The 13554-nt window shown below is 68.5% G+C and carries 13 protein-coding genes; 6 read left to right on the plus strand and 7 right to left on the minus strand.

Annotated elements, in window-relative coordinates; all coding sequences use genetic code 11:
- Window positions 1-57: 57 nt before the first annotated feature.
- From KB221_04615 to KB221_04630, 4 genes are all read left to right on the plus strand, one after another.
- Complete coding sequence (locus KB221_04615; GenBank protein WIY70316.1) at window positions 58-972, plus strand: DnaJ C-terminal domain-containing protein; 915 nt, start codon at window positions 58-60, stop codon at window positions 970-972.
- The gene (locus tag KB221_04620) at window positions 972-2123 is read left to right on the plus strand and encodes a phosphoserine transaminase (GenBank protein ID WIY70317.1); all 1152 of its coding nucleotides are present in this window, start codon (window positions 972-974) and stop codon (window positions 2121-2123) included. Before KB221_04615 ends, KB221_04620 begins: the two co-directional genes overlap by 1 nt.
- An 82-nt stretch (window positions 2124-2205) precedes the next feature.
- On the plus strand, window positions 2206-3501 hold the full coding sequence (locus KB221_04625) for an adenylosuccinate synthase (GenBank protein ID WIY70318.1): 1296 nt from the start codon (window positions 2206-2208) through the stop codon (window positions 3499-3501).
- Between the two features lie 92 nt (window positions 3502-3593).
- Window positions 3594-4400 (plus strand): response regulator, encoded by an 807-nt coding sequence (locus tag KB221_04630; protein ID WIY70319.1) that lies wholly within the window; start codon window positions 3594-3596, stop codon window positions 4398-4400.
- Window positions 4401-4405: 5 nt separating this feature from the next.
- Here KB221_04630 and KB221_04635 read toward each other — a convergent pair whose 3' ends face one another.
- On the minus strand, window positions 4406-5326 hold the full coding sequence (locus KB221_04635; GenBank protein WIY70320.1) for an alpha/beta hydrolase: 921 nt from the start codon (window positions 5324-5326) through the stop codon (window positions 4406-4408).
- An 87-nt stretch (window positions 5327-5413) separates the two neighbouring features.
- On the opposite strand from KB221_04635, the gene kynU reads away from it, so the two are divergent.
- Window positions 5414-6646, plus strand: coding sequence for a kynureninase (gene kynU / locus KB221_04640; GenBank protein ID WIY70321.1), 1233 nt, complete (start codon window positions 5414-5416; stop codon window positions 6644-6646).
- 37 nt (window positions 6647-6683) lie between these two features.
- Here the strand turns inward: kynU and rpoH are convergent, their stop codons facing one another.
- The 3 genes from rpoH to KB221_04655 form a co-directional block, all read right to left on the minus strand.
- The gene (gene rpoH, locus KB221_04645) at window positions 6684-7571 is read right to left on the minus strand and encodes an RNA polymerase sigma factor RpoH (GenBank protein WIY70322.1); all 888 of its coding nucleotides are present in this window, start codon (window positions 7569-7571) and stop codon (window positions 6684-6686) included.
- 226 nt (window positions 7572-7797) lie between these two features.
- On the minus strand, window positions 7798-8070 hold the full coding sequence (locus KB221_04650) for a hypothetical protein (GenBank protein WIY70323.1): 273 nt from the start codon (window positions 8068-8070) through the stop codon (window positions 7798-7800).
- Window positions 8071-8151: 81 nt separating this feature from the next.
- On the minus strand, window positions 8152-9177 hold the full coding sequence (locus tag KB221_04655) for an RluA family pseudouridine synthase (GenBank protein WIY70324.1): 1026 nt from the start codon (window positions 9175-9177) through the stop codon (window positions 8152-8154).
- 133 nt (window positions 9178-9310) lie between these two features.
- Between KB221_04655 and KB221_04660 the strand changes: the two genes are divergently transcribed.
- The gene (locus tag KB221_04660) at window positions 9311-9946 is read left to right on the plus strand and encodes a DUF2799 domain-containing protein (GenBank protein WIY70325.1); all 636 of its coding nucleotides are present in this window, start codon (window positions 9311-9313) and stop codon (window positions 9944-9946) included.
- An 18-nt stretch (window positions 9947-9964) separates the two neighbouring features.
- Here KB221_04660 and fba read toward each other — a convergent pair whose 3' ends face one another.
- From fba to gap, 3 genes are all read right to left on the minus strand, one after another.
- Entirely contained in the window at window positions 9965-11050 is a 1086-nt protein-coding gene (fba, locus tag KB221_04665) for a fructose-bisphosphate aldolase class II (GenBank protein ID WIY70326.1), read from the minus strand.
- Between the two features lie 101 nt (window positions 11051-11151).
- On the minus strand, window positions 11152-12348 hold the full coding sequence (locus KB221_04670; GenBank protein ID WIY70327.1) for a phosphoglycerate kinase: 1197 nt from the start codon (window positions 12346-12348) through the stop codon (window positions 11152-11154).
- A gap of 179 nt (window positions 12349-12527) precedes the next feature.
- Window positions 12528-13535, minus strand: coding sequence for a type I glyceraldehyde-3-phosphate dehydrogenase (gap, locus tag KB221_04675; GenBank protein ID WIY70328.1), 1008 nt, complete (start codon window positions 13533-13535; stop codon window positions 12528-12530).
- Between the last annotated feature and the right edge of the window lie 19 nt (window positions 13536-13554).

A 13554-nucleotide genomic window follows, 5' to 3' on the forward strand; every position in this document is an offset into this window, starting at 1 on the left:
CGCGGGGCACGCGATGCCCTAACTGACACTCTCAAGACTGATGGAGCGGCATTCGACGTGGCGGGCGATCCCTACAAGGAACTGGGCGTTTCGAGGGGCGCGAGCGCGGACGAAATCAAGAAGGCGTTCCGCAAGCTCGCCAAGGAACTGCATCCCGACAAGAACCCCGGCAATACGGTCGCCGACGAGCGGTTCAAGCGGATTACCGCCGCCTTCGACCTGCTGGGCGACGCAGAGAAGCGGGCGAAATTTGATCGGGGCGAGATCGACGCGGACGGGCGCGAGCAGTTCCGCGGCTTCGGCGGCGGCGCGCGCGGCGGACCCGGCGGCAATCCCTTCGGCCAGGGCGGCGCCCGGCAGCAGGGTTTCGAGAACATCGATCTGGACGAGCTCTTCGGCGGCATGTTCGGCGGCGGTGCCCGGCCGGGTGGCGCGCGGCCCGGCGGATTCGCGTCCAAGGGTCAGGACGTCAAGGCGACGCTGGAGATCAGTCTCGAGGATTCGATCTCGGGGGCGACGCGGCGCATCCAGTTTTCGGACGGCCGGATGCTGGATGTCGCGATCCCGAAGGGGGCCAGTGACGGGCAGACGATCCGGCTGAAGGGCCAGGGCGCGCCGGGACGGGGCGGTCCTGCCGGCGACGCACTGATCGAGCTGAAGGTGGCGAAACATCCGGTCTTCACCCGCGACGGTGCGGACCTGACGATGGATCAGCCGGTGGCGCTGTTCGACGCGGTGCTGGGCGGCAAGGTGCCGGTGCGGACGCCCGAGGGAACGGTCAGCATGACCATCCCGGCGGGCTCCAGCTCGGGCAAGGTCCTGCGACTGAAGGGCCGGGGCGCGTTCGCGGACGGCAAGCGCGGGGACCTGCTGGCCAGGCTCATGGTCACCCTGCCGGAGGACAGTGCCGAGCTGACCAAGCTGGCGCAGGCCGCGCGCGACAAGGGGCCGGTCCGGCCGTTCCGCGACTGATGGCGAGCAAGCCGAACCTCAAGCCCGGGCGGCCGTGGTTCTCGGCGGGGCCGACGGCGAAGCGGCCGGGATGGTCGTCGCAGGCGATTTCGCACGCTCTGCTGGGGCGTGGCATTCGCGCGCCGGAGGTGGTGGAGCGGTTTGCGCACGGGCTGAGGCTGACGCGTGAGTTGCTGCAGGTCCCGGCGGATTGGGTGCTGGTCTATGTGCCGGGGTCCGACACCGGCGCGGTCGAGGCCGCCATGTGGTCGATGCTCGGCGAGCGGCCGGTGCAGGTGCTGGCGTTCGAGAATTTCGGCAAGGTGTGGGCGACCGACGCGGTCGAACATCTGAAACTGGAGCCCGAGGTCATCTCGGCGCCGTGGGGCGAATGGCCTGATACCTCGGCGGTCGATCCGACGAAGGATCTGGTGTTTCCCTGGAACGGGACGACGTCGGGTGTGTGTGCGCCGGATGCGGACTTCATCGCGGAGGACCGCGAGGGGATTGTCATCTGCGATGCGACCTCGGCGGCCTTCGCCATGGCTCTGCCGTGGGGCAGGCTGGATGTGGTGACCTTCAGTTTCCAGAAGGCCCTGGGCGGAGAGGCGGGGCTGGGCGTGGCCGCCCTGTCGCCGCGCGCGATCGAGCGGCTGGACCGCTATGCGCCGCCGCGACCGGTGCCCAAGGTGCTGCGCCTGCGCGACAGCAAGGGCTTTGACCGGCTGCTGGCCAGCGGGTCGATGCTGAACACCTTTTCCGTCTGGACCATCGAGGACTGGATCGACGCGGTCGAATGGGGGCTGTCGGTCGGCGGGCTGGAGGCCCTGATCGCGCGGACGGAAGCAAACGCCGCGGCGCTCGACGCCTGGGTCCGGCGGACGGACTGGATCGACTATCTGGCCGTCGACCCGGCGACCCGGTCGACGACCTCGGTCTGCCTGAAGATCGTCGATCCGCGGGTGACCGCCATGCCCGAGGATGCGCGGCAGGCGCTGGTCCGGCGGATGAAGGCCCTGGTCGAGGACGAGGGCGCGGCCTTCGATATCGAGAGCCACCGCAACGCGCCCGCCGGCCTGCGGATCTGGTGTGGCTGCACCGTCGAGACGGCGGACATCGAGGCGCTGGCACCTTGGCTGGACTGGGCGTTCGAGACGGCGCTGGCGGAATAATGACGCGGCGACGGGACACCTGCTGATTCCCCGGCTATAGGCTGCGCCCGCATTCCGAAATCCCGGACAGCGGAGAAAAGCCTTGGCGAACGTTGCAGTAGTCGGCGCCCAGTGGGGTGACGAGGGCAAGGGCAAGATCGTCGACTGGCTGTCGAACCGCGCCGACATGGTCGTGCGGTTCCAGGGCGGGCACAACGCCGGCCATACGCTGGTGGTGGACGGCAAGGTCTACAAGCTGGCGCTGCTGCCCTCGGGCGTGGTGCAGGGCAAGCCCTCGATCATCGGCAACGGCGTGGTGGTCGACCCCTGGCATCTGGTCGGCGAGATTTCGAAGATCGAGGCGCAGGGCATCCGGATCAGTCCCGAGGTACTCATTGTCGCCGACAACGCCTGTCTGATCCTGCCGATTCACCCGGCGCTGGACGTGGCGCGCGAGGCGGCCGCCAGCGCGCCGGGCGCGCGAATCGGCACCACGGGGCGGGGCATCGGCCCGGCCTATGAGGACAAGGTCGGGCGCCGGGCGATCCGGGTCTGCGACCTCGCCAATGCCGAGGACCTGAAGGTCAAGATCGACCGGCTGCGCTCGCACCACGATCCGCTGCGGGCCGGACTGGGGTTGGAGCCGATCGACCCGGAGGCGCTGCTGGCCCAGCTGCTGGAGATCGCGCCGAAAATCCTGCCGTATGTGCAACCGGCCTGGCGGGTGCTGGATCGGGCGCGGCGGGACGGCAAGCGGGTGCTGTTCGAGGGTGCCCAGGGTGCCTTCCTGGACGTGGACCACGGCACCTATCCCTATGTGACCAGCTCCAACACCGTGGCCGGTCAGGCCGCAGCGGGGTCGGGCATCGGGCCGCGCGGGGTCGGCTATGTCCTTGGAATCGTGAAGGCCTACACCACCCGGGTGGGTGAGGGTCCGTTTGCGTGTGAACTCAATGACGAAGTGGGTACGCATCTGGCGACGGTCGGGCGCGAGGTCGGGGTCAATACCGGCCGGGCGCGGCGTTGCGGCTGGTTCGACGCGGTCCTGGTGCGGCAGTCGGTGGCGATCAACGGCATCGATGGCATCGCCCTGACCAAGCTGGATGTGCTGGACGGACTGAAGACGCTGAAAATCTGCACCGGCTACCGGATCGACGGGCAGGTGCTGGACTATCTGCCGTCCAGCCTGAAGGCGCAGGCCGCGGCGGAGCCGGTGTTCGAGGAAATGGAAGGCTGGAGCGAAAGCACGGCCGGTGCGCGCAGCTTCCGCGACCTGAACGCCAATGCGGTCAAATACGTCCGCCGGATCGAGGAGCTGATCGGTGCGCCGGTGGCCCTGCTTTCGACCAGCCCGGAACGCGACGACACGATTATGATGCACGACCCGTTCCGGGGATAGGCGACCGGGGTGTCGGGCAACGAAACGCCAGCGTTCAACGGGCCTTAACCCACTGGCGCTAAGCACGAACCTCCGAGGTGGAGGTCCGCGTCTTGTTTGCAGTCGATCGTCGTGTGCTGGCGAAGTTGGGGCCCGTGGTCAAACGGGTGCTGATCGTCGACCCGAACCCGCACGCCGCGCGCCTGCTGACCGATATCATGAAGGGGCTGGGCTCACGGGACATCGTGGTTCAGCCGGACGAGAAGCGCGCCCTGTTGTCGGCGGCGGAGCTGGAACCGGGCCTCGTGTTCACCGAGCGAACGGGCGAGGGGCTGGACGGCGAATCCCTGGCGCGGGCGTTCCGGCGCTCGGACATGAACTGTCGCCGGGCGCCGATCATCATGATCACAGCCGATGCGACCGCGCGGTCGATCCTGGGGGCCCGGGATGCGGGCGTGCACGAGTTCCTCCGCAAGCCTTTCACGAGCGCGGACCTGTTCAAGCGGATCGAGAACGTCGCCATCAAGCCACGCGACTGGGTCGAGGCCGTCGGCTACATCGGGCCCGACCGGCGTCGGTTCAACTCAGGCGAATTCTCCGGCACCGGAAAGCGCAAGGCCGATCGGCCGGCGACGGGCGCGGCCGGGCTGGCTGAGACCAAGGATCAGGCTATGCGGATCCTGGGCGCGGCGCTGGACCAGTTCGACAGTGATCCGATGCAGGCGGTGCGGGCTATCCGCGAGCAGGCGGCGACGTTGAAGGCATTGGCGATGAAGGCGTCGGACTCGCGCATGGCGGTCGCTGTCGGCGCCCTCGAGGTTTCGATGGCCGATGGGCCGCCGACCAAGGCGACGCTCGCCGCGCCGATCGGAACCCTGCTGGCCATGCATCATGTGGCACCGGTCGCCCGGGCCGGCTGAGGACCTCAGTCCAGCAGCCCGGCGAACGCGCTGACGACCCGGGGCCAGGCCGCGGAGGTGGGGTCGATGACCTCGAAATGCCCCGCGCCCTCCAGCACGACAGACTGCGCTCGATCGCCCCGGGCGGCGGCGGCTGCGGCGTAGTCCTCGCCGAAACGAGGCGGTACGATCGGGTCGAGCGCTCCGGAAATCACGATCTGCCGGTCGCCCAGCGGAAGCAGCGCGGGCGGAGAGGTGTCGGCGAAGACGTCGCGCCGGCCGGGTTGCTGGACGCCGACCAGGCCGTCGATGGTCGTGGGGCCGCCACAGGCGTCCGGGCCGGTCTGACGATAGGCGTCGAGGTCGGCGATGCCGGCGAGCGATACGACGCCCCGAACCGGCAGGGGAGCCGCAACCCGAAGCGGGCTTCCGGCGGGCAGGCGATCACGGGCCGCCGCCCAGAGCGCCAGATGACCGCCGGCGGAATGTCCCGAGACCGCGACGCGCCGGAGGTCGAGTCTGTGTCGGGGGGCGATCGTGCGCAGATGATCGAGGCCCGCGGCGATGTCCTGGAAGGTGCCGGGATAGCCGCCGCCGGGATGCCCGATGCGACGGTATTCGAGGTTCCAGACGGCGTAGCCGCGGTCCCGCAGGTCTGCTGCCATATAGTCCATCAGCTCCGTGCCTGGCAGGTCGGCACGCCAGCAGCCGCCGTGGATCAGCACGATGACGGGATGGCGGCCGCGTCCCCGGGGGAGCCAGAGCTCGCCGAACTGCAGGGCGTCGGCCCCGTAGGCGATGCGTTGGTCAGCCGTGGCGCGAGGCCGGGCCAGAAGCTGGCTGAAGGTAATGGGCGTGCGGGTCTCGACGGGCGCGATGGGCGTCGGCGAGGGCGCACAGGCCGTCGACGCCAGCAGGCCGGCAAGGGCGGCGGTCATCAGACGCATCAGGCGGTCCTGTCGAAGTCGCCGTTTCGCTGGCGCGGCGGCTCACTGTAGAGAGCAGGAGCCGTCCGGCAACCGGAGCCCGAGAGAATGACCATGCGACAGGACTGTCTGGACCGGGACGCCACCGACCCGCTGGGCGCGGTGCGCGAACGGTTCAGTCTGCCCGATAAGGTGATCTATCTCGACGGCAATTCGCTGGGGGCCCTGCCCGTTGCGTCCGCGGAGGCCGTGGGGGCCGCGGTCGAGCGGCAGTGGGGCGGCGATCTGATCGCCAGCTGGAACAAGCACGGCTGGATCGGTTTGCCACAGAGGGTCGGGAGCAAGATCGCGCGGCTGATCGGTGCAGAAGCGGACGAGGTTGTGGCGGCCGATTCCGTGTCCGTGAACCTGTTCAAACTGGCGGCGGCCGCCGTGGGTGCCCGGGGAGATCGGCGGGTCGTACTGACCGAAGGGGGCGATTTCCCGACGGATCTCTACATCCTGCAGGGACTGGCGGGCTTGATGCCGGATGTCGAACTGCGCGTCGTTGAGCCGGGCGGGATCGAGGCCGCGCTGGACGACCGGGTGGCGGTGGTCCTGCTGAGCCACGTCCACTACCGCAGCGGCGCGGTGCGGGACATGGCAGGGCTGAGCGCCGCGATCCGGGCGGTGGGCGCGCTGGGTCTGTGGGACCTGAGCCATAGCGCCGGTGTTCTGGACGTCGATCTGAACCGCGACGGTGCCGATCTGGCGGCGGGCTGCGGCTACAAATATCTGAACGGCGGTCCGGGCGCGCCGGCGTATCTGTTCGTGGCCCGACGCCACCAGTCCGGGCTGCGCAATCCGCTGTCAGGCTGGATGGGCCATGCGCGACCGTTCGATTTCGTCGACGACTATGCGCCGGCCGCGGGCATCGACCGGTGGCTGTGCGGCACGCCGCCGATCCTGAGCCTGACCGCGCTCAATGCCGCGCTGGACGCGTTCGACGGGGTGCAGATGGCGACGGCGCGGGCGAAGGCGGGCGCGCTGGGCGACCTGTTCATTGAACGGGTCGAGGCGCGATGCGCCGACAAGGGTCTGGCGCTGGCCAGTCCGCGTGAGGCGACGGCGCGCGGCGGGCAGGTCTCGTTCACCCACCCGCACGGCTGGGCCGTGATGCAGAATCTCATCGCGCGGGGCGTGATCGGCGATTTCCGCGCGCCGGATGTGATCCGGTTCGGTTTCGCGCCGCTGTACGTGCGTCGCACAGACGTCTGGGATGCGGTCGAGGTCCTCGGCGAGATTCTCGACAGCGAGAGCTGGCGGGATGCCCGGTTCCAGACGGTGGCCGCGGTGACCTGAAGGTGAGCGGCCCGTCGGGGCCACCCACCCGCGGCATCTATGCGTCGACCAGGTTCCGCTCTTCGGCGGCGGCGCGCATGGCCTTCTGTAGCTTCTCGAAGGCGCGGACCTCGATCTGGCGCACGCGTTCGCGGGACACGCCGTACTGGCCGGCGAGTTCCTCGAGCGTGACCGGATCGTCCTTCAGGCGGCGTTCCGTGAGGATGTGCTTCTCGCGGTCGGTCAGCTCATGCATGGCCTCTTCCAGCAGGCCGCGGCGGATCGATTTCTCTTCGTCCTCGGCGAGCTGGGTCTCCTGCGAGACCGCCGTGTCGTCGGCCAGCCAGTCCTGCCACTCGCTCTCGCCGTCGGCGCGCAGGGGCGCGTTCAGTGAGGCGTCGCCGCCGAGGCGGCGGTTCATGTTGGTGACCTCTTCCTCGGACACGCCCAGCTTGGTGGCGATCGCCGAGAGGTGTTCGGGACGCAGGTCGCCTTCCTCGAAGGCCGAGATCTGGCTCTTGGCCTTGCGCAGGTTGAAGAACAGCTTCTTCTGCGCGGCCGTGGTGCCCATCTTCACGAGCGACCAGCTGCGCAGGATGTATTCCTGGATCGAGGCGCGGATCCACCACATGGCGTAGGTCGCCAGGCGGAAGCCCTTGTCCGGATCGAATTTCTTGACGGCCTGCATCAGGCCGACGTTGCCCTCTGAGATCACCTCGCCGATCGGCAGGCCGTAGCCGCGATAACCCATGGCGATCTTGGCCACGAGGCGCAGGTGCGATGTCACAAGGCGGTGGGCGCTCTCGGCGTCCTGGTGCTCGGTCCAGCGTTTGGCGAGCATGAATTCTTCGTCTTTCGCAAGCATGGGGAACTTGCGGATTTCCGTCAGGTATCGCGACAGCCCCTGTTCAGGCGACATCACCGCGAGTGATCTGGTTACAGCCATATGGTCCCTCCGACCGTGAAAACGAGCGGGCTCTTCGGAGGCGGCCACCCAATGTGCACCGCCGCCTCACCCCTCAACGGATGACATAGGGTCGGGTTTCCGCACTTGTCAGTGGCGGATGGTCACACGAAAGCGTGACCGTTGCCCCGGCGCCACGGCACCAGATACGGAAGGCTTACAGAATAGTCAGTCCTTAATCAAGACGGACTAGTGATTTGAACCCGCGTCAGGGGCGGCGGCGAGCCAGTGCGTTCCACCCCGCTGCGAAGGCCAGGCCCGAGAGGCCGCCGATTGCGAAGGTGAGACCGACCAGCAGGGCTGCCGTGTCCAGCCGGAAGGCGGCAACGCGATAGGGCGGATCGATAAAGTGCAGGGTGAAGATCAGGTCCATGAGCGCCTGACCCCATCCTGCCGCGACAATCCCGGCCCAGACCGCATGAAGGGCACCCAGAAAGATTCCGAACGCCAGGCCGGTCCGGCCGATATCCAGGTGGGTCATGCTTCACCTCCGATGGAGGCCCCAGTATATCCGGGCTCGAAGAGCGGGGCCTTGATCGAGATCAAATCCTCCGCCCCGGGCTCACAGGCCAGCGAGCGCCGCTTCAAGTATCAGCATGTCGGCCGGCGGCGACGTCTCGAACCGCAGGGCCTCGCCGGTGACCGGGTGGTCGAAGCCGAGAATGGTCGCGTGGAGCGCCTGGCGGGTCAGGCCGGCGGTCTCGATGGCGGCGCGGACCGGATTGGCCGGACTGCCCGTGCCGTAGACGGGGTCGCCCAGCAGCGGAGAGCCTTTTGAGGCCATGTGCACGCGGATCTGATGGGTGCGGCCGGTGTGGAGGGTGCAGGCGACGCGGGCGGCGAGGGGCGGAGTGGCCGGCCGACTGCCCTTTCTCGGCGATGCGCCGAACATGGCCTCGACCACATAGTCGGTGATGGCTTCCCGACCGCCGACCCTGAGCACCGCCATCTTCTTGCGATCACCGGTCGAGCGACCGAGGTTTGAGACGATGCGGCCCTTCTCGGGCTGCGGCGCGCCACGGACCAGGGCGATATAGGTCCGCTCGATATCGTGGGCGGCGAACAGGGCGGACAGACCGGCATGGGCGGCGTCCGACTTGGCCGCGACCATGACGCCGGAGGTGTGTTTGTCGAGCCGGTGGACGATTCCGGGACGGGCGACACCGCCGATGCCGGAGAGCGAGGTGGCGCAATGGTGCAGCAGGGCGTTGACGAGGGTGCCGGTCTCGCTGCCGGGAGCGGGGTGGACTGCCATCCCCGCAGGCTTGTCGATGACGATCAGATGCGCGTCCTCGAACAGGACGGTCAGCGGAATGTTCTCGGGCTGGGGAATGGCGGAGATGACCGCCGGCATGGCGACGGCATAGAGGCCGGGCAGGGCCTTGGCCGAGGCGTTGGAAACCGGCTGGCCGTCGCGTGTCACGGCACCGTCCGCCAGCAGGACCTGGACGCGGGCGCGGGACAGGGTCGGAAAGAGGTCGGACAGGGTCTTGTCGAGACGGGCACCACCCGTCGTGAGCCTGGCCTCCAGAACCGGCGGGAGGTCTTCGTCGGCGGCGAATTCTTCGATCAGGGGGTCGTCAGACACGGGGCGCTCCGCCGCTCGGGCCGGGCGGCAGGGCGGTCTAGCACGCCGCAACCGCCTGCAGGCAATGTGCGATCTTGGCGAAACAGCCAAGCTGGGCCATCCTCGGGCAACCTTACAGGGACGGAGCCGGGCCATGAGATTGTTGCTGCTTGCCGCCGCCGGAGGCGCGGCGCTCGCGCTGGCCAGCTGCGCGACCATGTCCAAGGACCAATGCCTGGCCGGCGCCTGGGGCGAGGTGGGCTATCGTGACGGGCTGGAAGGCCAGCCGATGACCCTGCTGGCGGACCATGAGAAGGCCTGCGCGGAATATGGCGTGGCACCCGACGTCGTCGCCTACAGCTCGGCCCGCAACGACGGGCTGAACGGCTATTGCCGGTGGGAGCGCGGGTTCCGGGAAGGCCGGGAGGGCGACACCTATCACGGGGTCTGCACGCGGCAGCAGGAGGAGGAATTCCTGCCGGCCTATCAGGACGGCCAGGTGGTCTATGCGGCGGAACAGGCGCTGACGAATGCGCGCAGTAGCGTCGCAAGCCTCGGCTCGCGCCTGGAGGAGCTTGACGACAAGATCACGGCCAAACAGGCCGAGGCGCGGGCGGAAGGCCTGACCGATGAGCAGCGCGATGCCATCCGCAACCGCATCCAGGAAATCCGCCGCGAGCGGGCGGACACCGAGCGCGACTGGCGTCGGGCGCAGAGGGCGATCGACGATGCCGAGCGCGACGTTCGGGACGTCCGCCGTCGGTTCCAGGGTCAGTACGGCGGCTGGTGAGCCGCCGCTTCTGACGGATCAGGCGGCCTTGGAGGCCGAGGCGCCGAAGTGCGGGTTCAGTTCCCCGCTGGCGTAGCGCTGGGCCATCTGCGCCGTGGAGAGCGGCCGGATCTTCGAGGCCTGGCCCTCGCAGCCGAACTGCTGATAGCGCTCGACGCACAGCTTGCGCATGGCCTCCTTGGCGGGCTTCAGCCAGGCGCGCGGATCGAACTCGCCCGGCTTTTCCGCCAGCAGTTTGCGCACCGCGCCGGTCATGGCCATGCGGTTGTCGGTGTCGATGTTGATCTTGCGCACGCCGTGTTTGATGCCGCGCTGGATTTCCTCAACCGGCACGCCCCAGGTCTGGGGCATCTGACCGCCGTAGGCGTTGATGATGTCCTGCAGGTCCTGCGGCACCGAGGACGAGCCGTGCATGACCAGATGGGTGTCCGGCAGGCGGCGGTGGATTTCCTCGATCACGTTCATGGCGAGGACCTCGCCATCCGGCTGGCGGCTGAATTTGTAGGCCCCGTGGCTGGTGCCCATGGCGATGGCGAGGGCATCAACCTTGGTCTGGCCGACGAAGTCCACAGCCTGGTCGGGGTCGGTCAGCAGGGCGGAGTGATCCAGCTTGCCCTCGAAGCCGTGGCCGTCCTCGGCCTCGCCCATGCCGGTTTCCAGAGAGCCCAGCACACCCAGTTCGCCCTCGACCGAGACGCCGCAGCTGTGGGCCATCTGGACCACGCGGCGGGTGACGTCGACGTTGTACTCGTAGCTGGCGGGGGTCTTGGCGTCCTCTTCCAGCGAGCCGTCCATCATCACCGAGGTGAAGCCGTACTGGATGGCGGTCGCGCAGGTGGCCGGGCCATTCCCGTGATCCTGGTGCATGCAGACCGGGATGTGCGGATACAGTTCGGCCAGGGCGTCGATCAGCTTGGCCAGGACGATGTCATTGGCGTAGCTGCGGGCACCGCGGCTGGCCTGGATGATGACCGGGGCGTTGACCGCCTCGGCGGCCTCCATGATGGCCAGGCCCTGTTCCATGTTGTTGATGTTGTAGGCGGGCAGGCCGTAGTCGTTTTCCGCCGCGTGATCGAGAAGCTGTCGCAGCGTGATGCGCGCCATGGGGTGTCTCCTGAGCCCGTGAGTTTTGCCGGTTGTCTAGCGTCAGAGGCGCGTGAAGTCACGCATTGTTACAGGCCGCCATCGTTCGCGACGGCAGGACGTCAGGCCCGCAAGGCCTCGACGCCCGGCAGGGGCTTGCCTTCCATCCACTCCAGGAAGGCCCCGCCGGCGGTCGAAACGAAGGTCATGTCGTCCGCCACGCCCGCGTGATGCAGGGCCGCGACCGTGTCGCCGCCGCCGCCGACGGCGATCAGGACGCCGGCTTTGGCGAGGGCGGCCGCACGATGGGCAACCGCGACGGTGGCCACGTCGAACGGCGGCACTTCGAACACGCCGAGCGGACCGTTCCAGATCAGCGTTTTCGAGGCGGTCAGGGCGTCGACGAGACGCGCGACGGTGGCCGGGCCGGCGTCGAGTATCTTGTCGTCGGCGGAAAGCGGCTGACCCGCGACGACGGGGCGGGCGGCCGCGCCGGGCTTGACCTCGGTGGCCACGACGAAGTCCACGGGCAGCAGGATCTCGCAGCCGCGGGCCTTCGCCTCGGCGAGGATCTCACGGGCCGTGTCGGCCATGTCGCGCTCGGCCAGGGAGCCGCCGATGTCGACCCCTTGCGCGAACAGGAAGGTGTTGGCCATGCCGCCGCCTATGGCGAGCCGGTCCAGCTTGCTGACCAGGTTCTTCAGCAGGTCCAGCTTGGTCGAGACCTTGGCCCCGCCGACGATGCCGATGACCGGCTTCTTCGGCTTGCCGAGCGCGGCGTCGAGCGCGTCGAGCTCGCGGCGCATCGACTCGCCGGCATAGGCGGGCAGCAGGCGGGCGAGGCCCTCGGTCGAGGCGTGGGCGCGGTGGGCGGCGGAGAAGGCGTCATTGACATAGACGTCGCCGAGTTCGGCCAGCTGGGCGGCGAAGGCCGGATCGTTGGCCTCCTCCCCGGCGTGGAAGCGGACGTTTTCGAGCAGGACGACGCCGCCCAAGGGCAGGTCGGAGATCATGGCCTTCGCCTCATCCCCCACGCAGTCGGTCGCGAACCGGACCGGGGCGCCGAGCAGGTGTTCGAGGTCGTCGACCACGGGCTGCAGGCTCATCGAGGGGACGACCTTGCCCTTGGGCCGGTCGAAATGGGCCAGCAGGGCGACCCGGGCACCGGCATCGCGCAGCTTGTTGATCGTCGGCAGGGCGACCCGCAGGCGGGTGTCCTCGGTGACCTTGCCGCCCTCCATCGGGACGTTGAAATCCACGCGGACGAGGGCGGTCTTGCCGGCGAGGGCGGGGGCGTCGTCGAGGGTGCGGAAAGTCATGGTCGCTTTTCCTGTCTCCTCCCTGTTCGCGAAGCGAATGGGGAGGTGGCGCGGCGCACCTTCGCGCCGTGACGGAGGGGTCGAACGCCCCAGAGTTTGATGCGGCGGAAAGTACCCCTCCACCACACTTCGTGTGGTCCCCCTCCCCATCGCTTCGCGACAGGGAGGAGACGCAGCCATCAGATCAGCTTGCTCATCACCAGCGCCGTGTCGGCCATCCGCGTCGCGAAGCCCCACTCGTTGTCGTACCAGGTCAGGACGCGGGCGAGCTTGCCATCGACGACCTGGGTCTGGGGCAGGGCGGCGGTGGAGGAGGCGGCGATGTGATTGAGGTCGGTGGAGACAAGGGCCTCGTCGGTGGTGGCCAGAACGCCCTTCATCGGGCCGTCAGCGGCGGCCTGGATGGCGGCGTTGATCTCTTCCACGGTGACCTCGCGGCCGGCGACGACCTTCAGGTCGACGACCGAGACGTTCGGGGTCGGGACGCGGATCGAGGAGCCGTCGAGCTTGCCCTTCAGGGCCGGCAGGACGAGGCCGAGGGCCTTGGCGGCACCGGTCGAGGTCGGGATCATCGACAGGGCGGCGGCGCGCCCGCGGTAGAGGTCCTTGTGCATCGTATCCAGCGTCGGCTGGTCGCCGGTGTAGGCGTGGATGGTGGTCATATAGCCGCGCTCGATGCCGAACAGGTCGTGCAGGACCTTGGCCACCGGGGCCAGTGCGTTGGTGGTGCACGAGCCGTTGGAGACGATGATGTCGTCGGCGGTCAGGGTCTCATGGTTGACCTTGTAGACGATGGTCTTGTCGGCACCGTCGCAGGGGGCCGAGACCAGAACGCGCTTCGCGCCGGCGGTCAGGTGGGCCGAGGCCTTTTCCTTCGTCGTGAAGATGCCGGTGCATTCGAAGGCGATGTCGACGTTCAGCTCCTTGTGCGGGAGCCTGGCCGGGTCACGCTCGGCGGTGACCCTGATCTTGCCCATGCCCACGTCGATCCAGCCGTCGCCGTGTTCGATCGTTCCGGGGAAGCGGCCGTGGACCGAGTCATACTTCAGCAGGTGGGCGTTGGTCTCGACCGGACCCAGATCGTTGATCGCCACCACTTCAATATCACGACGGCCGTGCTCGACGATGGAGCGCAGGACGAGGCGGCCGATGCGGCCGAAACCATTGATGGCGACGCGGACGGTCATGGGGCGGTCTCCGAAGAAG

Source organism: Aquidulcibacter paucihalophilus (assembly GCA_030285985.1).
Classification (GTDB): Bacteria; Pseudomonadota; Alphaproteobacteria; order Caulobacterales; family Caulobacteraceae; genus Brevundimonas.

Excerpts from the sequence above, each read along its gene's own strand:
- KB221_04620 (WIY70317.1), top strand. The coding sequence starts at position 972 with ATGGCGAGCAAGCCGAACCTCAAGCCCGGGCGGCCGTGGTTCTCGGCG.
- KB221_04635 (WIY70320.1), bottom strand. The coding sequence starts at position 5,326 with ATGCGTCTGATGACCGCCGCCCTTGCCGGCCTGCTGGCGTCGACGGCC.
- kynU (WIY70321.1), top strand. The coding sequence starts at position 5,414 with ATGACCATGCGACAGGACTGTCTGGACCGGGACGCCACCGACCCGCTG.
- rpoH (WIY70322.1), bottom strand. The coding sequence starts at position 7,571 with ATGGCTGTAACCAGATCACTCGCGGTGATGTCGCCTGAACAGGGGCTG.
- KB221_04650 (WIY70323.1), bottom strand. The coding sequence starts at position 8,070 with ATGACCCACCTGGATATCGGCCGGACCGGCCTGGCGTTCGGAATCTTT.
- KB221_04660 (WIY70325.1), top strand. The coding sequence starts at position 9,311 with ATGAGATTGTTGCTGCTTGCCGCCGCCGGAGGCGCGGCGCTCGCGCTG.
- fba (WIY70326.1), bottom strand. The coding sequence starts at position 11,050 with ATGGCGCGCATCACGCTGCGACAGCTTCTCGATCACGCGGCGGAAAAC.
- KB221_04670 (WIY70327.1), bottom strand. The coding sequence starts at position 12,348 with ATGACTTTCCGCACCCTCGACGACGCCCCCGCCCTCGCCGGCAAGACC.
- gap (WIY70328.1), bottom strand. The coding sequence starts at position 13,535 with ATGACCGTCCGCGTCGCCATCAATGGTTTCGGCCGCATCGGCCGCCTC.